17 protein-coding genes are annotated in these 20,121 nt (G+C 62.6%); 8 read left to right on the top strand and 9 right to left on the bottom strand.

All coding sequences use genetic code 11. From position 1 onward, the window contains the following. The first annotated feature begins 7 nt into the window (after positions 1-7). From kynU to AB3X89_RS19540, 5 genes are all read left to right on the top strand, one after another. Positions 8-1,258 carry a kynureninase gene (gene kynU, locus AB3X89_RS19560; RefSeq protein WP_368584737.1) on the top strand — a complete coding sequence of 417 codons (1,251 nt, stop codon included), beginning with the start codon at positions 8-10 and terminating at the stop codon, positions 1,256-1,258. 10 nt (positions 1,259-1,268) lie between these two features. Continuing rightward, the gene (kynA, locus tag AB3X89_RS19555; RefSeq protein WP_368584736.1) at positions 1,269-2,216 is read left to right on the top strand and encodes a tryptophan 2,3-dioxygenase; all 948 of its coding nucleotides are present in this window, start codon (positions 1,269-1,271) and stop codon (positions 2,214-2,216) included. A gap of 185 nt (positions 2,217-2,401) precedes the next feature. Beyond that, positions 2,402-3,232, top strand: a complete 831-nt coding sequence (locus AB3X89_RS19550) for an RNase A-like domain-containing protein (RefSeq protein WP_368584735.1) — start codon at positions 2,402-2,404, stop codon at positions 3,230-3,232. Positions 3,233-3,253: 21 nt separating this feature from the next. Further along, complete coding sequence (locus AB3X89_RS19545) at positions 3,254-3,538, top strand: contact-dependent growth inhibition system immunity protein (protein WP_368584734.1); 285 nt, start codon at positions 3,254-3,256, stop codon at positions 3,536-3,538. Positions 3,539-3,568: 30 nt separating this feature from the next. Next, on the top strand, positions 3,569-3,853 hold the full coding sequence (locus AB3X89_RS19540; RefSeq protein ID WP_368584733.1) for a contact-dependent growth inhibition system immunity protein: 285 nt from the start codon (positions 3,569-3,571) through the stop codon (positions 3,851-3,853). Positions 3,854-3,944: 91 nt separating this feature from the next. On the opposite strand, the gene AB3X89_RS19535 is transcribed toward AB3X89_RS19540, so the two are convergent. From AB3X89_RS19535 to AB3X89_RS19505, 7 genes are all read right to left on the bottom strand, one after another. After that, the gene (locus AB3X89_RS19535; RefSeq protein WP_368584732.1) at positions 3,945-4,682 is read right to left on the bottom strand and encodes an SDR family oxidoreductase; all 738 of its coding nucleotides are present in this window, start codon (positions 4,680-4,682) and stop codon (positions 3,945-3,947) included. Then, entirely contained in the window at positions 4,679-6,223 is a 1,545-nt protein-coding gene (locus AB3X89_RS19530; protein ID WP_368584731.1) for an FGGY-family carbohydrate kinase, read from the bottom strand. Before AB3X89_RS19530 ends, AB3X89_RS19535 begins: the two co-directional genes overlap by 4 nt. Positions 6,224-6,254: 31 nt before the next feature. Beyond that, a complete protein-coding gene (locus AB3X89_RS19525; protein ID WP_176105179.1) occupies positions 6,255-7,343 on the bottom strand; it encodes an alcohol dehydrogenase catalytic domain-containing protein in 1,089 nt (362 codons plus the stop codon). 40 nt (positions 7,344-7,383) lie between these two features. Next, complete coding sequence (locus AB3X89_RS19520) at positions 7,384-8,391, bottom strand: ABC transporter permease (RefSeq protein ID WP_368584730.1); 1,008 nt, start codon at positions 8,389-8,391, stop codon at positions 7,384-7,386. Beyond that, positions 8,378-9,898 carry a sugar ABC transporter ATP-binding protein gene (locus AB3X89_RS19515; protein ID WP_368584729.1) on the bottom strand — a complete coding sequence of 507 codons (1,521 nt, stop codon included), beginning with the start codon at positions 9,896-9,898 and terminating at the stop codon, positions 8,378-8,380. Before AB3X89_RS19515 ends, AB3X89_RS19520 begins: the two co-directional genes overlap by 14 nt. Positions 9,899-9,960: 62 nt before the next feature. Beyond that, positions 9,961-10,914, bottom strand: a complete 954-nt coding sequence (locus AB3X89_RS19510; RefSeq protein WP_368584728.1) for a substrate-binding domain-containing protein — start codon at positions 10,912-10,914, stop codon at positions 9,961-9,963. A 110-nt stretch (positions 10,915-11,024) separates the two neighbouring features. Further along, positions 11,025-12,002, bottom strand: a complete 978-nt coding sequence (locus AB3X89_RS19505) for an AraC family transcriptional regulator (RefSeq protein WP_368584727.1) — start codon at positions 12,000-12,002, stop codon at positions 11,025-11,027. Positions 12,003-12,418: 416 nt separating this feature from the next. Here AB3X89_RS19505 and dalD point away from each other — a divergent pair, with 416 nt between their 5' ends. The 3 genes from dalD to AB3X89_RS19490 all read left to right on the top strand — a co-directional run bounded on the left by dalD (position 12,419) and on the right by AB3X89_RS19490 (position 16,419). Beyond that, on the top strand, positions 12,419-13,831 hold the full coding sequence (gene dalD / locus AB3X89_RS19500) for a D-arabinitol 4-dehydrogenase (protein WP_368584726.1): 1,413 nt from the start codon (positions 12,419-12,421) through the stop codon (positions 13,829-13,831). Between the two features lie 81 nt (positions 13,832-13,912). Next, positions 13,913-15,394, top strand: coding sequence for a xylulokinase (xylB, locus tag AB3X89_RS19495; RefSeq protein ID WP_368584725.1), 1,482 nt, complete (start codon positions 13,913-13,915; stop codon positions 15,392-15,394). Between the two features lie 77 nt (positions 15,395-15,471). Next, positions 15,472-16,419, top strand: a complete 948-nt coding sequence (locus AB3X89_RS19490) for a sugar-binding transcriptional regulator (RefSeq protein WP_176105172.1) — start codon at positions 15,472-15,474, stop codon at positions 16,417-16,419. A 403-nt stretch (positions 16,420-16,822) separates the two neighbouring features. On the opposite strand, the gene AB3X89_RS19485 is transcribed toward AB3X89_RS19490, so the two are convergent. Beyond that, the gene (locus AB3X89_RS19485; protein ID WP_368584724.1) at positions 16,823-17,284 is read right to left on the bottom strand and encodes a hypothetical protein; all 462 of its coding nucleotides are present in this window, start codon (positions 17,282-17,284) and stop codon (positions 16,823-16,825) included. Further along, a complete protein-coding gene (locus AB3X89_RS19480) occupies positions 17,281-19,776 on the bottom strand; it encodes a lytic transglycosylase domain-containing protein (RefSeq protein ID WP_368584723.1) in 2,496 nt (831 codons plus the stop codon). The genes AB3X89_RS19485 and AB3X89_RS19480 overlap by 4 nt, the downstream gene beginning before the upstream one ends. Positions 19,777-20,121: the final 345 nt, after the last annotated feature.

The raw sequence follows: 20,121 nt of genomic DNA, 5'->3' as shown, positions 1-20,121 counted from the left end.
AACCACCATGAACCATCGTGACGAAGCCGTGGCGCTCGACAGCGCCGACCCGCTCGCAGCGCTGCGCGACCAGTTCGCGCTGTCGCCGACGACCATCTATCTCGACGGCAACTCGCTCGGCGTACCGCCGGCCGCCGCGGCGCAGCGCGCGCAAACCGTGATCGCCGCCGAATGGGGCGAAGGGCTGATCCGCAGCTGGAACAAATCCGGCTGGTTCGTGCTGCCGCGCCGGCTCGGCAACAAGCTCGCGCCGTTGATCGGCGCGGCCCAAGACGAAGTCGTGATCACCGACACGATCTCGATCAACCTGTTCAAGCTGCTGTCGGCCGCGCTGCGGCTTGCGAATGCGCGCGATCCGCAGCGTCGCGTGATCGTGTCCGAGCGCTCGAACTTCCCGAGCGATCTGTATATCGCGCAGGGTTTGATCGAGCAGCTCGATCGCGGCTACGAGCTGCGCCTCGTCGACGATCCGTCCGAGCTGCCCGACGCGATCGGCGCGGACACCGCGATCGCGATGATCACCCACGTGAACTATCGCACCGGCTACATGCACGACATGGCCGCGCTGACGAAGCTGATTCACGACAGGGGCGCGCTCGCGCTATGGGACCTCGCGCATTCGGCGGGCGCGGTGCCGGTCGATCTGAACGGCGCCGGCGCCGACTACGCGGTCGGCTGCACCTACAAGTATCTGAACGGCGGCCCCGGTTCGCCCGCGTTCGTGTGGGTGCCCAAGCGCCACCAGAACGAGTTCGCGCAACCGCTGTCGGGCTGGTGGGGGCATCGCGCGCCGTTCGAGATGAATCCGACGTATCAGCCCGACGACGGCGTGGGCCGCTTCCTGTGCGGCACGCAGCCGATGGTGTCGATGGCGCTCGTCGAATGCGGGCTCGACGTGTTCCTGCAAACCAACATGCAGGCGGTTCGCGAGAAGTCGCTCGCGCTGACCGATCTGTTCATCGAACTGGTCGAGACGCGTTGCAGCGAATTTCCACTGAAGCTCGTGACGCCGCGCGAGCACGCGCAGCGCGGCTCGCATGCGAGCTTCGAACATCCGCACGGCTACGAGGTGATGCAGGCGCTGATCGCGCGCGGCGTGATCGGCGACTATCGCGAGCCGCACGTGCTGCGCTTTGGATTCACGCCGCTGTACACGCGCTTCGTCGACGTATGGGACGCCGTCGAAACCTTGCGCGACGTGCTCACCCGCGAGGCCTGGAAAGCTCCTGAATTCGCCCAGCGCGGCGCCGTTACCTGAGGACGACAGAATGACCGATCACATGCACACGCCGGGCTTGCCAGAAGAACCGGCGGCACAAGGCTGCCCATTCGGGCACGGACGGACGGCTTCGGCGCCGGCCGCTAGTGCCACGACCGCCTCCGCGAGCACGGCCGATAGCGGCTGGCACGACGCGCAGCTCGACTTCTCGGAGTCGATGAGCTACGGCGACTATCTGTCGCTCGGCACGGTGCTGGACGCGCAGCATCCGTTGTCGCCGGATCACAACGAGATGCTGTTCATCATCCAGCATCAGACGAGCGAGCTTTGGATGAAGCTCGCGTTGTACGAGTTGCGCGCGGCGCTCGCGGCCGTGCATCGCGATGAGCTGCCGCCCGCGTTCAAGATGCTCGCACGCGTGTCGCGGATCATGGAGCAACTGGTGCAGGCGTGGAGTGTGCTCGCGACGATGACGCCGTCTGAATACACGGCGATGCGGCCGTACCTCGGCAGTTCGTCGGGCTTCCAGTCGTATCAGTATCGGCAGATCGAATTCCTGCTCGGCAACAAGAACGAGCAGATGCTGAAGCCGCACGCGCATCGCGCCGACGTGTATGAGCAAGTGAAGGCATCGCTCGAAGCGCCGTCGTTCTACGACGAAGTGGTGCGGCTGCTTGCGCGTCGCGGCTTCAAGATTTCACCCGCGCGGCTCGAACGCGACTGGACCAGGCCGACCGAACATGATGCGTCGGTGGAGGCCGCGTGGCTCGAGGTGTATCGCAATCCGTCCGAGCATTGGGAGCTGTACGAGATGGCGGAAGAACTCGTCGATCTCGAGGATGCGTTCCGCCAATGGCGCTTCCGCCACGTGACGACCGTCGAGCGCATCATCGGCTTCAAGCAGGGCACCGGCGGCACCAGCGGCGCGCCGTATCTGCGCAAGATGCTCGATGTCGTGCTGTTCCCCGAGTTGTGGCATGTGCGGACGATGTTGTAACGGTTGGCGCGTGTCAGACAGGGAATGACCGGAAATCACGGCAAGCATGATGCCGCGGTTGTTCCCGCTCGTTGCAGAACAGGCACCGTTCATCGGGCTGAGGAAAGTTCGGAGTTCTCCGAATCTTGAGAGATGGTCAGCATGCCAGCATCGGAACCCCATAAAAAACATCAGAGGGTTTCGATATGCCCGGTGTCGATAACGCCGAAGGAGTGAAGGTTGTACTGAGTGCCCCGCAACTCGCGGCCGTGCTATCTCGTCAGTCGATCAGCCAGTCGGAAATGCTTTCCAACCGGCTTTGGGGCGGGTTACAGGTCGTCGGCGGCGTGCTGGAAATGGTCGGCGCAGGTGTGCTGTGCGCTTTGCCAGATCCGACGATGGCGAGCAAAGCCGGGTGTGTCGTGTTCGGGGTACATGGCTCGGACTCGGCGGCGGCTGGCCTGCGGCAGGTCTGGACTGGTCGGGACACCGCCACGCTGACCCAGCGGGGCGCGACGAAACTCGCTGAAGCGATGCGGGCGAGCCCTGACATGGCGAACAATATCGGCCTGTCGCTCGATATCGCCGTGCCGTTCGGCTTTGCTGGCTCTATTAGGGCGGCACGCGCTGCGCGCGTCACGATGGGCCGGATCAAGCTGGACATGCACGAGGCGAAGGCGGGAAGCCGGATTGGTGGACATACGCTTTTGAAACATGTCGGTCGGACTGAAGCGCAGTTGCGGGAGAGGCTCAGGCTGGAGCCGAAAAGAACTGAAGTATCGTCTTTCGCAAATCTTCAGGAGGCTGAGTGGGCCATATCAGAAACGATGCTTGCAAATGCATCAAAGATCCGAAAATGGACAACAACATCAAAACGAACTCTGACGCTCGAGAAGGATGTTGGAAGAAAAGTAGGCTATGTATTGACCAAGAAGACTGACACCCTAGTGGACAGCAGTAAAGTGAAGGTCATCTTGAAGTACGGGACGTACAACGGGATGCCCTACTACATTCTCACGGCTATGATCGAAGGCTGAATTTCACATGGATATTGATATATGAGATACGAAAATTTGTATCAATTGATTTGTGGCCGCTTCCATGAAGACTTCGACCTTTTTGGCAACACAATCGAGGAATTGGTCTTGTCTTTTACATGCGAGTGCACACCGGAAGAGATTAATGCGACGGTGGCCGAGATAGACCGATTCAAGAGCGATCATGCTGGGAATCTCGACGCCGCGTTTGAGGAAAATTTTGGCTACCAGTGCGATCCGACTGTGTGGGAGCAAACCACCGAGGCTTTTCTCGACAAACTTAAGAGTCTTCTCCTGAGCGAGTAGCCTGATTTTCCTCGCACTGGACGGCGATACATGACATACGACGATCTGGATCAATTGATCGGTGTCTACTTCAATGAGGCTTCCGACTACTGGGGAAACACAATTGAAGAGTTGGTGCGGGCTTGTGCAAGCGGATGCACGCCAGAAATGATTAACGCAAAGGTGGCCGACATAGATCGGTTCAAGAGAGATCACGCTGGAAATCTTGGCGCTGCCTTAGAAGAGGAATTCGGCAGCCAGTTCGTTCCGACGCTGTGGGGTCGCACCGCCGAATCTTTTCTTGATGGGCTTAAACGTCTTCTTCTGAGTGAGTAGCCTGCACTTCCGCCCGCCGGACGGCCCCGCCGTCTGGCGGGGCTTCCGTCTACTTTCATTTCACCAGGCAACCGACGGCGCTTGACACCCCCTAGCGTGCGGTATACCCACCATCAATCGGCAAACACACCCCGCTAACCATCGACGCCGCATCGCTCAACAAAAACAGGATCGGCGCCGCGACCTCGGCGGATTCAGCAAAGCGCCTGAGCGGAATCGCCTGCAACGCAGGATCGCGTTTGACAGGATCGCTCCACGCCAGCACCGCCATCGGCGTCAGCGTGACCGTCGGGTTCACGCTATTCACGCGGATCCCGTGCGGCCCCAGTTCGATGCACAACGCGCGCGTGACCGCATCGAGCGCCGCCTTCGACGCCGAATAGCTCAGATGATCGTCGAGCGCGACGAGCGCGGCCTGGCTCGACACGTTGACGATGCTGCCCGCGCGCCCCGCGTCGAGCATGCCACGCGCGACGTGCTTCGCGACCAGCACCGCGCCGCGCGTATTCACCGCCATCACGCGATCGAAGCTCGCGGCCGTGGTATCCACCGCGCGTTCGAGCAACGCGATGCCCGCGCAATTGACGAGACCGTCGAACGGTTCGAGCGACGCGAATGCTTCGCCGATTGCGGCTTCATCGCTGACGTCGAGCTTCAACGGCTCGCAGCCGGTTTCCTCGGCGAGCCGCGCGAGCTCGTTCACGTTGCGCGCGGCCGCGACGACCGATGCGCCGCTCGCGCACAGCGCCTCGACCGTCGCGCGGCCGATGCCGCTAGAGGCGCCCGTCACCAGGATTGAGCGACCGGAAAAATCGAAAGTAGCGTTCATGATGATTGCAAGCGATGCATGACCGGCTTCAACGCCGGATAGAGATCCACGTACACGCCGAAGCGCTGCTCGTATAACGCCATGCGCCGTGCGTCGGGCTGCGCGCGCTCGATCAGCGTGACCCAGCCGTCTTGCGCCGCTTCGCGCGACACGAGGCCGACGCCGACCGCGGCGAGCAACGCCGCGCCCATCGCGGCTTCGACGTCCTGCTCGATCGTGTAGACCGGATAGCCGGTGACATCGGCGATGATCTGCATCCACAGGTCCGAATGCGCGGCGCCGCCCACGACGATCAACTTGTCGTCGAGCGATTGTGCGCCTTTGCGCCCCGCCTCGATGTTGTGCTTCAGCGCGAACGACACCCCTTCGAGCACCGCGCGATACAGATGCGCGCGCGTATGAAACAGCGACAATCCGACGAACGCGCCGCTCGCCTTCGCATCCCACACCGGACTTCGCTCGCCCATCAGATACGGCAGGAACAGCACGCCGTCGGCGCCCGCCGGCACTTGCGCGGCCGCTTCTTCGAGCAGCCGATGCGGATCGCCATGCGGTGTCGCGCGCGCGGCCTCGATCTCCGCCTGACAGAACTGCTCGCGATACCAGCTGACCGACGCGCCCGCGGTAATCGCGCCGCCGAATACGTAGATATCGTGCTGCCCGTTGAAAACGTGCGGCATGCTGACCAAACCGTGTCGCGCGTCGACACGCTGATTGATGTAACCCCAGCACATGCTGGTGCCGATCATCGCGACGTGCTGTCCCGCGCGCGTGACGCCGGCCGCGAACGTCGCCATCGCCGCATCGACGCCGCCCGCGACGATCGCCGTGCCCGCTTCCAGTCCGAGCTGCGCGGTCCATTGCGACAACAAGCCGCCCACCACCTCCGACGATTCGACGAGCCGCTCCGGCATCATCGTCGCGGGAATGCCGAGCATATCGAGCGCTTCGTCCGACCAGTCGCGCCGCGCGATATCGTAGACGCCGCCGATATTGCCAGCCGAGCTGTGATCAACGGCGACCTCGCCGGTCAGCATGTAGATCACGTACGCGTTCGGCGGCAGGAAATAGCGCGTATGCGCCCACACGTCCGGCTCGTTCTCGCGCAGCCACAGCATCTTCGTGTAGCCGTAGTAGCTGTCTACCCCATTACCGGTGATCGAATAGAGCCGTTCGAGATCGACGTTCTCGCGCACCCAGTCGACCTCTGCGGTCGCGCGCCGGTCCATCCAGATCAGGCACGGCGCGAGCGGCCGCATGTCGTTGTCGACCGGGATGCCCGAGCCGCCGTACAGGCTGCTCACGCACAGCGCCTTGATCGCACGCGGCGCGATGCCGGCCGCCTTCGCATCGCCGACGCACGCGGCCACGCATTCGACCACGGCCTTAAGCCACACTGCGGGCCACTGCTCGGCCCACAACGGCTTCGGCGTGTCGGGTTGATAGCTCGACGCATGCTGCGCGACGATCGCACCGTGCGCGTCGACCAGCAACGCCTTCGTGCTCTGCGTGCCGATATCGACGCCGATGACGTAGTTCATAGAGTCTCCGTTGAATAGCCACGCACGCGATTTACGCGCGCGGCTTCATCAGCACCTTGATCGAGTCGAGCGAGTTCGCGATCCTGATCGCTTCGTCCCATTCTTCCAACGAAAAGCCGTGCGTGACGATGCCCTTCGACGTAACGAGTCCACGCGCGAGCAGATCGATCGCGATCGGATAGCAATAGGGTCCAAGATGCGCGCCGCGCACATCGAGCTCCTTGCGATCGCCGATCACCGACCAATCGAGTGTCGTATCCGCGCCGAACACCGAAAATTCGACGAAGCGTCCGAGCTTGCGGATCAGGTCCATCCCCTGGTTCACGCCGATCGGCGCGCCGGTCGTTTCAATATAGACGTCGCAACCGTAGCCGTCAGTCAGTGAACGAATGATCGCGAGCGCGTCGTCCTTCTGAGGATTGATCGTCACGTCCGCGCCGTATTCGCGCGCGAGCGCGAGCCGCTCTTCGACGAGATCGATCACGACGAGCTTCTTCGGCGTCTTCAGATGCGCGACCTGCGTCATCATCAGACCGAGCGGCCCCGCGCCCGCGATCACGACGACGTCGTCGAGTTGCAGATCGCCGCGATTGACCGTGTGAATCGCGCAGGCGAGCGGCTCGATGATCGCGGCGTCTTCGAGCGAGATGCCGTCGGGAATCTTGTGGACGATCGCGGTCGGCGGAATTCGCATGTACTCCGCCATGCCGCCGTCCGCGACCTCGCGCTGAAAGCCGAAGATGTTGTGCACTTCGCACATCCAGTACTGGCCGGATTTGCAGTAGCGGCACTTGCCGCACGGCACGATCTGCTCGGCGATCACGCGCTCGCCTTTTTGCACGCCGAAGTGCTCGGCCGCGCCCTCGCCCAGTTCCTCGACATAGCCAAAGAACTCGTGGCCCGGAATCACCGGCGCCTTGACCCACGGGCTCGGGCCGCCCCAGAACATCTTCGCGCCCGAATGGCATTTGCAGTCGCTCGCGCAGATGCCGCACGCGGCAATGCGGATCACCAGTTCATGGGCGCGGGCGCGTGGCTTCTGCACCTGCTCGACGCGATAGTCTTTCGGTGCATGACAGACGATGGCGGTCATGTTCTGCTGGTCGGATGGAGTCGTCATTGCATGGTCCTGCGATAAGAGGGATGTGGGGAAGTGAGCGTTACTTTCTGCGGTCGCGGCTGATATAGATCGCGAGCAGAATGATTCCGCCCTTGATCACGTTCTGCACGTATGGATTGACGCCGACCATGTTCAGGCCGTTATTCAGCACACCGAGTAACAGCGCGCCGATCAGCGTGCCGATGATCGAGCCGCGTCCGCCGGAGATAGATGTGCCGCCCATCACGACGGCGGCGATCGCGTCGAGTTCGAAGCCGACGCCCGCGTTCGGCTGGCCGCTCATCAGACGCGCGGTCAGCACGATCGCGGCGAACGCGGACGTCAAGCCGGCGATCGTGTAGACGATCATCTTCACGCGCGCGACACGCACGCCGGACAAGCGCGTCGCCTGCTCGTTGCCGCCGATCGCATACACGTAGCGGCCGAACGGCATCCGTTCGAGCAGCACCCACGCGATCACATAGATCACCGCCATGATCACGACCGGCGCCTGGATGCCGAGTATCTTGCCGCTGCCGAAGAAGCTGACCCAGTCGGGCACACCGTCGATCGGGTAGCCGCCGGTGTAGATCAGCGCGAGGCCGCGGGCGATACCCATCGTCGCGAGCGTGACGATGATCGGCGGCATACCGGCGAACGCGACGAAGAAACCGTTGGCCGCGCCGAAGCCGAGACCGACCGCGAGCCCGACCGCCAGCGCAGCCACCGCATTCATGCCCGCGACCATCAGCCCGGCCGACAGCGTGCCCGCGAGCGCCATCACCGATCCGACCGACAGATCGATGCCGCCCGTCAGGATTACGCAGGTCATGCCGACCGCGATGATCGCGTTGATCGACACCTGGCGCAGCACGTTCTCGATGTTCGCGGCCGACAGAAAGCTGTCGCTCGCGAACACCATCACGATGCAGACCACCAGCAGGCCGATGAACGGATAGAACAGCGTCGAGCGTTTCAGCGCGGCCCACGTGAAGCGCACCGGCGCGCCCGGCGTGTCGCTGCTGACGGTCGAGGTTTTCGGCGAAGAGGAAGGATTAGGCATGTTCATGAGAAGCTCCAAGCGAACCGGCGGTCGCATAGGTCATCACGGCATTCGATTCGATCGTGTCGCCTTCGAGCAGCGCTTCGATGCGGCCCTGCCGGAACACGGCGACGCGGTCGCACATACCCACGATCTCCGGCAACTCGGACGAGATCATGATGATCGAGTAGCCGCGCGAGGTCAGTTCGCGCATCAGCAGATAGATTTCGGCCTTCGCGCCGACGTCGATGCCGCGAGTCGGTTCGTCGAAGATCAGGATGTTGGTGTGGTGATTGAGCCAGCGCGCGATCACGACCTTCTGCTGATTGCCGCCCGACAGCGTCGCGACTTCGGTGTGCATCGTCGGCGCCTTCACGCCGACGCGCTTCATGATGTCGGCGGTCGCGCGCGCCTCGCTGCGCTGGTCGATGAAGAAACGCAGCGAGCGGTACTTGGCGAGGTTGTTGATCGAGATGTTCTGCTTGATCGAGAAGTCCGTAATGAGCCCTTCCGTTTTGCGGCTCTCGGGCAGAATGCCGACGCCCGCGCGCAGCGCATCGGCCGGATCTGCAAGCTTCGCGGCCGTGCCGTTCACGCGAATTTCCTTCACGTACGCGCGCTCCGCGCCGATCACCGCGAGCGCGGTCTCGGTGCGCCCCGAGCCGACGAGCCCCGCGAAGCCGAGAATCTCGCCTTCGCGCAGCGTGAAGCTCAACTCGGGGCTGTCTTTGAACAACTGCAGGCGCACGACGTCGAGCACGACCTTCGCATCGGCGCGCGGCGCCGGCTTCGGCGGAAAGCTGCTTTCGATGCGGCGTCCCACCATCATCTGCACGAGCCGGCTCACGTCGGATTGCACGACCTCGGTCATGCCGACGTACTGGCCGTCCCGCAGCACCGTGATGCGGTCGCACACCTCGAAAATCTCTTCGAGGTGGTGCGAGATGAAGATCATCGCGACGCCCTGCTGCTTCAGTTCGCGCATGATCGTGAACAGATGCGCTGCTTCGGCCGGCGTCAGCGTCGCGGTCGGTTCGTCGAGGATCAGCACGCGCGCATCGAGCGACAACGCCTTGCCGATTTCGACGAACTGCTGCTGCGCAACGGACAGTTCCCGGATCGGCACCGACAGATCGATCTCGACGCCAAGCCGCTGAAATATCGCGGCCGCCGCGCGCCGCATCCTGGCGCGTTCGAGCAGGCCGAAGCGGTTGCGCATTTCACGGCCGAGAAACATGTTCTCCACCGCGTTCAGATACGGAATCAGGCTGAATTCCTGAAACACGATACCGACACCTGCGGCCACCGCGTCGTGATAGTTCGCGAAGTGGCGTTGCTCGCCGTCGAGCGTGATCGTGCCTTCGTCCGGCTGATAGATGCCGCACAGAATTTTCATCAGCGTCGACTTGCCCGCGCCGTTCTCGCCGAGCAGCGCGTGAATCTCGCCGCGCGCGATCTCGAGGTGAATGCCTTGCAGCGCCTTCACACCGGGAAAGCTCTTGCTGATGTTGTCGAGCTTCAGAATCGTGTCCATCGCGTGTTCCTCTGCCGCGCACCGCCGCGCATGATCGTCACGCGCGGCGGCCTGCGTTTGCATTACCAGCTGAAGCCCTTCGCGTTGCTCCTGTCGATCATCTTCACGTCGACCGGAATCGCCTTCGGCACATTGGCGCCCCACTTCTTCGCGAGCGCGATGCCGAGCGCGATGCGCACCTGATCGGCCGGGAACTGCGCGGAGGTCTCGACGAATTTCGAATTCGGCTTCTGGATCGCGGCGATCGCTTCAGGCGCACCGTCGACGCTCGTCAGCTTGATGTCCTTGCCCGACGATTCGATCGCCGACAGCGCACCCATCGAGCCGCCGTCGTTCACGCTGAACACGCCCTTCAGATTCGGATGCGCCTGGATCATGTTCTCGGTGACGGACAGCGCGGTCGCGCGTTCCTGCTTGCCGTTTTGCGTATCGACGAGCTTCACGCCCGGCGCTTTCGCCAGCGCCGCCTTGCAGCCCCGCACGCGTTCGAGAATCGGCACGACCGGAATGCCGTCGAGAATCGCCACTTCGCCGCTGCCGCCGATCGACTTCGCGAGGTAGTCGCAAGCCATCACGCCCGCGTCGTAGTTCTTCGAGCCGACGAACGAATCGACCGGACCGTTCGCGTTCGCATCGACCGCGACCACGACGACGCCCGCCTTCTTCGCCGACGTGACCGCCGACTGGATGCCGGTCGAGTCCGTCGGATTGACGAGCAGGATGTCGATCTTCTTTTGCAGCATGTCTTCGACGTCGCTGACCTGCTTGCTGACGTCGTGATGCGCGTCGGTGACGACGACCGTCGCGCCGGTCGACGCGGCCGCGTCGTTCAGCGCTTTTTGCATCGTCACGAAGTACGGGTTGTTGAGTTCCTGGAACGTCATGCCGATTTTCAGCGGCGCGGCCTGCGCGGTCTGCGCAGCCGACACGGCGGCGAGCGACAAGCCGACCGCGAGCGCGGCGACGCGGCGAGCGACCATCATCGAAGGATTGAGCAAAAGAGTAGACGGCTTCATGGTTGTCTCCATTTTTTGAAGTGAGCACGCCCCTCGCGCTGCGGGTGCACAGCGCGATCGATGCGTGTTGAAACGCGAGTGGACAAAAACAGCGGACTACCGGGCGGGCACTAGGTGACCGGATACGCGACGCCGCTACGCGGCAAGCCCGGCGCGAGCACGATCGCCGGTGCGTTGTCGATGCCCCGGCCACGCGCGGCCGCCTGCTCGGAAGCGTCGCGGCTCGCATCGTTGAGTTGCTGATAACGGCGGAACGTCGATGGCGCCATGCCCTTCATCGCGAGGAACTGCCGGTTGAAATTCGACAGGTTATTGAAGCCCGCCTTGAAGCAGATGTCGGTCACGCTCAGTTCGCCGTCGGTCAGCAACTGGCACGCGAGATTGATGCGCATGCGATTCACGTACTGCACGAAAGGCAGCCCGGTATGGCGGCGGAAATAACGCGAAAAAGCGCTGACGCTCTGGCCGGCGAGTTGCGCAAGCTCCGACTCGCGCAATTCGTTCGAGAGGTTCTTGCCGATATACGCGAGCACATGATTGATGCGGATTGCCGCGAAGCTGGTCGGGTCGGCCTGATACGCGGGACTCGCGAGCGTGTCGCGGTCCGACGCGTTCATCAGGATCTCGAGCATCGACATGAACAGCACGAGCCGGCGCAGTCCGCGCGCCGCGAGCAGTTCGAGAAAGAGCGGCTTGATTTGCGCCGAGGTCTCATGACCGAACGACAGGCCGCGACGCGCGTCGGCGAGCAGCGCCTCGACCTGCCGCCATTCCGGAAAACTCTCGAGACAGTTCGATACGAACTCCTGGCCGAACTGCACGACCAGATTGCGCTGCGCGACGCTCTCGCCTTCGGGCACGTCGCTGACCCAGTTGTGCGGCAGGTTCGGCCCCATCAGCACGAGATTGCCGGGCGCGAAGCTGCCGATGTGATCGCCGACGAACATCTTGCCGGTCGTCGCGACGATCAGATGGATCTCGTACTCCGGATGAAAGTGCCAGCGCACCGTGCGATACGGATAGCCATGCGACCACACTTTGAACGACTCGTCGTGACGTACGGCCACGATTTCGAGATCAGGTTGCACTGTCTGCCTCCATGGAGCGGCCCGGGTGAGGCGCCGCCGATCTTGATCTTGTAAAGCGAAAAGTAACCGCCAAACGCGTTGGCGACCACTTAAAAAGAAACCGCGGACCGATACTTTTTTGCACTGGGGTTAATCCCGACGCGCGCAAGGTCAAATTTGATGCAATGCAATATGCGAGGCCCAGCGCGTTCTCGACCCTTCGGATGCCCGTCGCTGCCGCAGCCCGCATGCCGCGCTGCGCCATCAAAACCCCGTTCCGTTGCCTTGACTTTCGTTTCGCCGGGTACGATCATTCGCTCACATACAGAGCAAATGCTCTGAACGCACAAAAACCCGCGCCACGAGCGCGGTGGACGTTTGCATGGGACCAGAGCAAGCGCTGAAGCGCTAACTCTGGCCGACACCGGAGACACGACATGAACAGCGGGCAAGGCAGCGGCGCGGCCGCACACGTGATCCTGCACATCGGCGCGGGATCGTTTCATCGCGCGCATCAGGCGTGGTATCTGCATCGGCTGAACGAAGCGAGCGCGGCCAGCGAGCCGCACTGGTCGCTGACCGTCGGCAATATTCGCGGCGACATGAACCCGGTGCTCGAAGCGCTCGCCGCGCAGAACGGCGTCTACACGCTCGAAACGGTCACGCCGCAAGGCCAGCGCGCGTACGAGACGATCCGCTCGATCGAGCGCGTATTGCCGTGGAGCGAAAGCCTCGACGGGCTGATCGAAGCGGGCTCCGACCCGGCCTGCAAGATCATCGCGTTCACCGTGACCGAAGGCGGCTACTACCTCGACGAACACGACCGGCTCGACACCGCGAACCCCGATCTCGCCGCCGACCTCGCCGGCGGCCACAAGACGATCTACGGCGCGCTCGCGGCGATTCTCGACGCGCGCGTGAAACGCGGCGCGGGACCCGTCACGCTGCAGACCTGCGACAACCTGCGCAGCAACGGCGAGCGCTTTCATGCGGGCATGAGCGAGTTTCTCGAACGACGCGGTGCGAACGAACTCGCGCAATGGTTCGATGACAACACCTCGTGCCCGTGCTCGATGGTCGATCGCATCACGCCGCGTCCGACGCCCGACGTGCGCGAGCGCGTGAAGGCCGCGACCGGCGTCGACGACGCGAGTCCGGTGATGGGCGAAGCGTTCATCCAGTGGGTGATCGAAGACCGCTTCATCGCGGGACGGCCGGCCTGGGAGAAGGTCGGCGCGGAACTCGTCGATTCGGTGCTGCCGTACGAGGAAGCGAAGATCCGCATTCTCAACGCGACGCATAGCTGCATCGCGTGGGCGGGCACGCTGGTCGGCCTGAACTACATCCATGAGGGCACACTCGACGCCGAAATCCGCCAGTTCGCGTACGACTACGTGACCGAGGACGTGATCCCGTCTCTGACACCGAGCCCGCTCGATCTCGAACGCTATCGCGACGTCGTGCTCGAGCGCTTCAGCAATCCGCATATTCTCGACACGAACCAGCGCGTCGCGGCCGATGGCTTCTCGAAGCTGCCCGGCTTCATCGCGCCGACACTCGCCGAATGCTTCGAGCGTGGCGTTACGCCGGCGGCGACCGCGATGCTGCCCGCGTTGTTCTTCCGCTTTCTGGAGCGCTGGCACACAGGCAAGCTGCCCTATGCGTATCAGGACGGCGTGATGGACGAGGGCGTCGCGCACGGCTTTTTCACGGCGCCCGACCCGCTGCGCGCATTCGCGGCCGACCGGCTGCTGTGGGGCGGCATGGCGCAGACGCCCGAACTCGAAGCGGCGCTCGCGGGCGCGCTCGCGCGTGTCGACGCATGGCTCGCGAAACGCGGCGCGGCTTGACGAGCCAGGCTTAATGCGCATGACAGCGCGCGCGATGTGCGGATAAAGTAGCGCATCTCCAACGACGAAGGTTTCGCTCCCATGTACCTAGGCATCGACCTCGGCACGTCCGAAGTGAAAGTTCTGCTGCTCGCCTCCGATGGCCGCGTGATCGGCACCGCAGGCTCGCCGTTCACCGTTTCGCGTCCGCACCAGCGCTGGGCCGAGCAGAATCCCGAAGACTGGTGGGCGGGCACGCGCAGCGCGCTCGCCGCGTTGCGCGCGCGTCATCCCGACGAGTTCGCGCAGATTCGCGGCATCGGCCTTTCAGGGCAGATGCACGGCGCGGTGCTGCTCGATGCGGAGAATCGCGTGCTGCGGCCCGCGATCCTGTGGAACGACATGCGCAGCGACAAGGAATGCGCGGAGCTGACCGAGCGCGCGCCGGATCTGCACAGCGTCGCCGGCAATCTGGCGATGCCCGGTTTCACCGCGCCGAAGCTGCTGTGGGTCGCGCGTCACGAACCGGAGATCTTCGCGAAAACCGCCTGCGTGCTGCTGCCGAAAGACTATCTGCGCCTGCAACTGACGGGCGGCAAGGTGTCCGATCCGTCGGACGCGGCCGGTACGCTGTGGCTCGACGTCGCGAAACGCGATTGGTCGGACTCGTTGCTCGCTGCATGCAACATGACGCGCGCGCAGATGCCGGCGCTGCGCGAAGGCAGCGCGCCGGCCGGCACGCTGCTGCCGGAACTCGCGCGCGAATTCGGCCTGCGCGACGACGTGATCGTCGCGGCCGGCGGCGGCGACAATGCGACTAGCGCGATCGGCATCGGCGCGACGCAACCGGGCGACGGCTTCGTATCGCTGGGTACGTCGGGCGTGCTGTGCGTGGTCGGCGACAGCTTCCGGCCGAACCCGGCCTCCGCCGTGCACGCGTTCTGTCATGCGATCCCGGATCGCTGGCATCAGATGAGCGTGGTGCTGTCGGCGGCGAGTTGTTTGCGCTGGGTCTGCAAGCTCACGTCGACCGACGAGCCGACGCTGCTCGCCGAAATCGAGGCGCTGCCCGCCGAGGCCTTGACCACCGCGCCACTCTTTTTGCCGTATCTGTCGGGCGAGCGCACGCCGCATAACGACCCCTACGCGCAAGGCGTGTTCTTCGGCATGACTCACGCCACCGACCGCGCGCTGCTGGGCTACGCGGTGCTCGAAGGCGTGACGCTCGCGCTGACCGACGGCCTCGACGCGCTGCGCGCGGCCGGCACCGAAGCGAAGGTGCTGTCGCTGCTCGGTGGCGGCGCACGCAGCGATTACTGGGCCCAGTTGCTCGCCGATGCGCTCGACACCGTCACCGTCAAGCATGGCGGCGGCGAAACCGGCGCGGCGCTGGGCGCGGCGCGTCTCGGCTGGCTCGCGGCAGGTGGCGAGCCGGCCACCGTGCTGACCAAGCCGCCCGTCGAAAAGGAGTTCACGCCGAATCCGCGTCGCCACGCGGAATTGCGCACGCGCCTCGAAGCGTATCGCGCGCTGTATCGCCACGTACGGCCGCTGTTCGATCCCGCGCGGGCACCGCTCGCCTGAGCGTCATCCGCGGCCGGCCTGCGCGACAGACGCGCCGCCGGCCGCTATCATCGGCACACTTCAAGCGAAATCTCATCGTGCCCAGGTCCACAGAAAAACTCGATCTCGCCACGCGCGCCGCGTGGCTTTACTACGTCGCGGGCAACACCCAGAACGAAATCGCCGAGAAGCTGCAGGTGTCGCGGCCAGTCGCGCAGCGGCTCGTCGCATTCGCCGTCGAAAAGAACCTGATCCGCGTGCGGGTCGATCACAAGCTCGCCGATTGTCTGTCGCTCGCCGATCAGCTGTCGAAGCGCTACGGCCTCAGCATGTGCGAGGTCGTGCCGATCGACGGCGATACACCCGAGGAACTCGACCGCAAGCTCGCGGTGGCCGGCGCGCAGGTGATGGAGCGTTATCTGACCGCGGAAAAGCCGATGGTCGTCGCGGTCAGCAGCGGGCGCACGCTGAAAGCCGCGGTCGATCAGATCGCGCAGCTGGACCGTCCGCAGCACCGGTTGGTATCGATGGTCGGCGCGATCGCGCAGGACGGCTCCTCGAACCGCTACGACGTCGCGCTGCACATTTCTGAAAAGACCGGTGGCAAGCATTTCCTGCTGCCCGCGCCGCTGCTCGCCGACAGCGAGGCCGAGCGCGCGCAGTGGTGCAATCACCGTCTTTATCGGATCGTCGAGTCACTGTCCGCGCAGGCCGACGTCGCGTTCGTCGGCATCGGCAACATCGGCATGACCTGTCCGTTGCACGAGGACGGCTTTATCACGGAAGGCGAGGTGAAGGAGTTGATGCACAACGGCGCGGTCGCGGAAATGCTGGGCCTGCCGATCGATGCGGCCGGCGCGCACGTCGAATCGCCGACCGGCCGGCGCGTGACGAGCATCGCGCTCGACGCGCCGCCACGCCGGCCGACCATCGGGTTTGCGGGCGGACAGCGCAAGCGTGAGGCGCTGATCGCGGTGCTCAAGGGTGGGTGGTTGTCCGGGCTCGTGACTGATGAGTTGTGTGCGCGGGCGGCGTTGGAGGCTTGAGGGGGATGAGTGGTGGTCGCGCATATCGCATCAACCCTCGAAAGCACCTCTAGCGTTTGCCGATCACAAAAAGGCACCACCCGGGCTGCGCAACAAGGGCCCGAAAAGGCAATTACCCAAGAAGACACAAAGGAGAAAAAAGCAATTTCTTCATCGTTTTAATCAGCTGCTAACGCCGCAACATGAAATCGAGGCTCGCTCCCCGCGTAGTACCGAAAGAGCATGACACATGTTCTGCGAGAAAAAGTATAGTTGTCATCGCGCGCCACGTGATTCATTCGTGCTGCACCTTGTCGAAATATGTTTCATCCTCGGGTGCGAGATTTTAACGACATTCGCATAAGCGATATTCAGCCGTTTGTTTTGCGTCGCAATCTCCGCCGCAAGAAAGCACTCCAACTGGTTAGTTGGTGCTCGTTACGTATTTTTCTCCGTCAAAAAAGTAACGCTTACGAACACTCTCCTCGGCAGTTCCGAAATCAATGTAAATGCCGACAAAGCCTCCGCGTGATTTCCCGGCAATCGCCACACTATAGCCACCAGTCGAAAGCATGAGTGACGGATTGCCTGTTGACGTTTTTTTCACTAGCCATATGGGACCCAGTGCCGCCCCCCATCCACAAGCCTGACTAGTCGTGACAAACCACGTAGATACCGAACTATCCGATGACAGTGGAATTTTTTTCCCTTGCATTTTGCAATTCAGCGACCCATAAGGTCTGAAGGAGATGTCTGATTCGATGGCTGAGCGAATTACTTCAGGGACCGGCCCAAGGTCTTGACTCTCCACGGATGCAAGAGGTTCGGAAGCGGATGCAAAACAGTTTGCACAGACCATCGCAAGAATTATCAGCATTGCTTTCATTGGCTACCTCGGTCCGCCACGTTAGAGCATATGTTATTCAGGATAAGATCAAATACTGGCATAACATGGGCCTCCGAAATGTCCTTTCCACCATAAGCCAGACTGGGGCCATCATGGTGATACGCGTAGGTCATCACAAAAACATTTCTCACAATGGCCCCGGCGGCAATCGCAAGTCGCTTATTTTCCAAATAATGCCTCACCATCGCATCAGCACCTTGTTCTGCATCGAAACGCTGACTGTTTGTATCGATTCCATAGGCACTTGCTGTTCGGTCAACAAATTGACCCAATCCTGAAGCGGAAGTCGTTCCTGCGGCAGCATCTGGATTGAAGCCAGATTCGTGACGAGTCATTGCCAAAACCATCGCAATATCGTCCCTGCTCAAGCGATACTGACGACCTTTTTGAACCAAAAGATTTATGACCTTAATTTGAGATATTTTTGATGCATCTCCGCCCCTTCGGCTATTACCGGCAATTCGACCCGGCGAGATATCAATTGGGAGTCGATAGTGACTCCAACTCACGATTTGATTATCTTTATATGCCGGCGCCGGGTGAGGCACCCAAATCGCATCATAGTTGATACAACCACATGATTGCGTATTGATAAAATTCCCCACCAGCCCAATCGGATTGATGTGATACACATCCGATCCGGGGAAGTCGGGGAGGCTGGCGGCCACCTCGTCCCACCACACCAGCTTCGCGATGCGCTTCTTCTCCTCTTCATGCTCAGGCCTGTGTCCGGTGCGCTCTTCGATGGCACTGACAAGCGCCTGCCACTTCGCCGGATTGGCCCATTCACTTTCGTGTTTCGCGATGAGGCGCGATGCGCGAAACGCGGCCCACGGAAATCCGGAACGCTGAGGGCTTTGTCCCGCGCTGCAAAGCTCGTCCGCCGCGTAAAGACCGTCACCGCCCGGATACAGGGCGCGATAGATTGCGGCCATCAGTGGGCTTAGCTTGCCAAGTGAACCCGGACCGGATGCCTCAGTGCGAAGCGCATAGTCCACATAGTCGCCCGTGGTTGCAAAAATGGTATGCGTCGGATCGTGGTCCTCGTCGTAACACTCGAAGTCGATCCAGCTTTGCGAAAACTCCCGCGTCACGCGACCGCCCTCGAAGCTCTGCTCACGTACCCATCCGCGAATGGTGTTGACTCGCACATCCGCGCTGTCCACCTTCCACCAGCGCCGTTTCGTCCCGTCGCTGCCAGGGTCTTGTTCCATGAACACGTGACCGTCATCCTGCGGCAGCGCGGCAAATCGATAAGCCTGGACCACATCGGTCTGTTTCGGGTCCTTGCCGGATCGCCCATTGGCATGGTCATGGTAGAGGGTCGTTCCACGCGCCACGCGCAGAATGGTGGGCTCCGGTGACAGGCCCAGCTCGCTCCACCGGTCCTCGTGCGCACAGTTGGCCCGAACCCAGTCGCGTCCGGACTTGATGAACTGCCTGATGCCCCCGTCGCAGAACACCTCGATGTGCGCCAGCCGCGTTCCGCTCGTACATGCGTTCAGCGAGTCATAGCGGCCAGGGTGGCCGATCAGGTCACCGGCCTTGACGGGAAATCCACCGGCTGTCCCCTGCGGATCGCCCGCGCTGCACGTCCGGTTGGTCGTGACAATCACCCGGTCGAACATCGAATCCGGAATCCGCTCTTTCGCGACCGGCCCGCCATTCTGCGCGCCCAGGCAAATCCATCCGTCCACCGCCGCGGAAGCTGCGACGTAGCCGCCCGCCTCGGGCGCATACAGCGTTGCTCCGTTCAGGTCCGTTAGCTGACCCCACGTTGCACCATGCACCGTGTCAGTCTTGCCGATGCTGACACTTGCCCCCTGCGGCACGATGCCAACGATGGAGCCATTCGGCGTCCTGCGCACAGGCAGACCCACCTGCGACGGATCCGCAACCTGCCCACTGCGACCCGGCCGCGGCCTGTCCTGCGCAAACTGCGTCACCTGCCACTGCCGCGACCAGTACGCCGGTTTCTGCCGCTTCGGGAAGTTGTCATAGTCAGCGCTGGACATCAGGTGCATGTACAGGCTGTAGAACGTCAGCTTCGTACCGCGCGGAAACTCCATCTCGTGCCGCACCAGGGCAAAGCCCGTGCTGTACGGAGCCTGAAGCGGCACGTTACTGCCGTCCACGCTTGCTTCGCTGACCGGATAGTCCTGGTTGGCGCGATACGCGATCAGCACACCGTCCGCGATGCCGCGTAGTCCCGCGTCGAGGTCGAGCGCCTGCCCCGCGCCCGCCTCCGTGATGTGGATGCCACCGTGCCACATGCCCTTGCGGCTGACGAGATACGCGCCGGACGGCTCGTTGGTGGCAAGAAGGCGGTAAATGTCATGCTCGTCGGTGAAACGGGTGGATGCACTGGCATTGCCTTGCGCCTTGCGCAGAAAGGGAAAGGCAAAGGCCAGTTGCTTGAGAGCCGGTGGTTTTGAGGTGTGCGGGTTGTGTGGTGCCGAGTTGCTCGTCATTGGCTCGGTGCACTCCTGAAAGGATTAGGGTACACCACACTATGACGGCCGGCTGACAGCGTCGAATAGCCAAACTCTGAAATTGTTCGAACAATTGTCAAGCCGAGAAGTTCGCTTGAGGTTCGCCAAGATCGCGAAGCTGGTCCTAAAACGGACCGCTATGGGTCATGAATGATTCGGAGAAGAAGGCGCTGTCCGGCGGCCAATACCGGGCCGCGGCAGCGCTGCTATCGCTGATCGACAGTCAGACTGCGCGGCGGCACAACATCGGTTAATTCCAAGGTGACAAAACAAGGGTACGCGAGCGTGTATGGAAAAGCGCAGCTCACGCCTATAGCGCACGCC

It is taken from the genome of Paraburkholderia sp. BR14320 (assembly GCF_040948665.1).
Taxonomy (GTDB): domain Bacteria; phylum Pseudomonadota; class Gammaproteobacteria; order Burkholderiales; family Burkholderiaceae; genus Paraburkholderia; species Paraburkholderia youngii.
This window is presented reverse-complemented; position numbering and strand designations above follow the sequence as displayed.

What these genes read in the sequence shown, in the direction of transcription:
- kynA (WP_368584736.1), top strand. Translation starts at nt 1,269, where the DNA reads ATGACCGATCACATGCACACGCCGGGCTTGCCAGAAGAACCGGCGGCA.
- AB3X89_RS19520 (WP_368584730.1), bottom strand. Translation starts at nt 8,391, where the DNA reads ATGAACATGCCTAATCCTTCCTCTTCGCCGAAAACCTCGACCGTCAGC.
- AB3X89_RS19510 (WP_368584728.1), bottom strand. Translation starts at nt 10,914, where the DNA reads ATGAAGCCGTCTACTCTTTTGCTCAATCCTTCGATGATGGTCGCTCGC.
- AB3X89_RS19530 (WP_368584731.1), bottom strand. Translation starts at nt 6,223, where the DNA reads ATGAACTACGTCATCGGCGTCGATATCGGCACGCAGAGCACGAAGGCG.
- AB3X89_RS19550 (WP_368584735.1), top strand. Translation starts at nt 2,402, where the DNA reads ATGCCCGGTGTCGATAACGCCGAAGGAGTGAAGGTTGTACTGAGTGCC.
- xylB (WP_368584725.1), top strand. Translation starts at nt 13,913, where the DNA reads ATGTACCTAGGCATCGACCTCGGCACGTCCGAAGTGAAAGTTCTGCTG.
- AB3X89_RS19535 (WP_368584732.1), bottom strand. Translation starts at nt 4,682, where the DNA reads ATGAACGCTACTTTCGATTTTTCCGGTCGCTCAATCCTGGTGACGGGC.
- AB3X89_RS19545 (WP_368584734.1), top strand. Translation starts at nt 3,254, where the DNA reads ATGAGATACGAAAATTTGTATCAATTGATTTGTGGCCGCTTCCATGAA.
- AB3X89_RS19540 (WP_368584733.1), top strand. Translation starts at nt 3,569, where the DNA reads ATGACATACGACGATCTGGATCAATTGATCGGTGTCTACTTCAATGAG.
- dalD (WP_368584726.1), top strand. Translation starts at nt 12,419, where the DNA reads ATGAACAGCGGGCAAGGCAGCGGCGCGGCCGCACACGTGATCCTGCAC.
- AB3X89_RS19515 (WP_368584729.1), bottom strand. Translation starts at nt 9,898, where the DNA reads ATGGACACGATTCTGAAGCTCGACAACATCAGCAAGAGCTTTCCCGGT.
- AB3X89_RS19480 (WP_368584723.1), bottom strand. Translation starts at nt 19,776, where the DNA reads ATGACGAGCAACTCGGCACCACACAACCCGCACACCTCAAAACCACCG.
- AB3X89_RS19485 (WP_368584724.1), bottom strand. Translation starts at nt 17,284, where the DNA reads ATGAAAGCAATGCTGATAATTCTTGCGATGGTCTGTGCAAACTGTTTT.
- kynU (WP_368584737.1), top strand. Translation starts at nt 8, where the DNA reads ATGAACCATCGTGACGAAGCCGTGGCGCTCGACAGCGCCGACCCGCTC.
- AB3X89_RS19525 (WP_176105179.1), bottom strand. Translation starts at nt 7,343, where the DNA reads ATGACGACTCCATCCGACCAGCAGAACATGACCGCCATCGTCTGTCAT.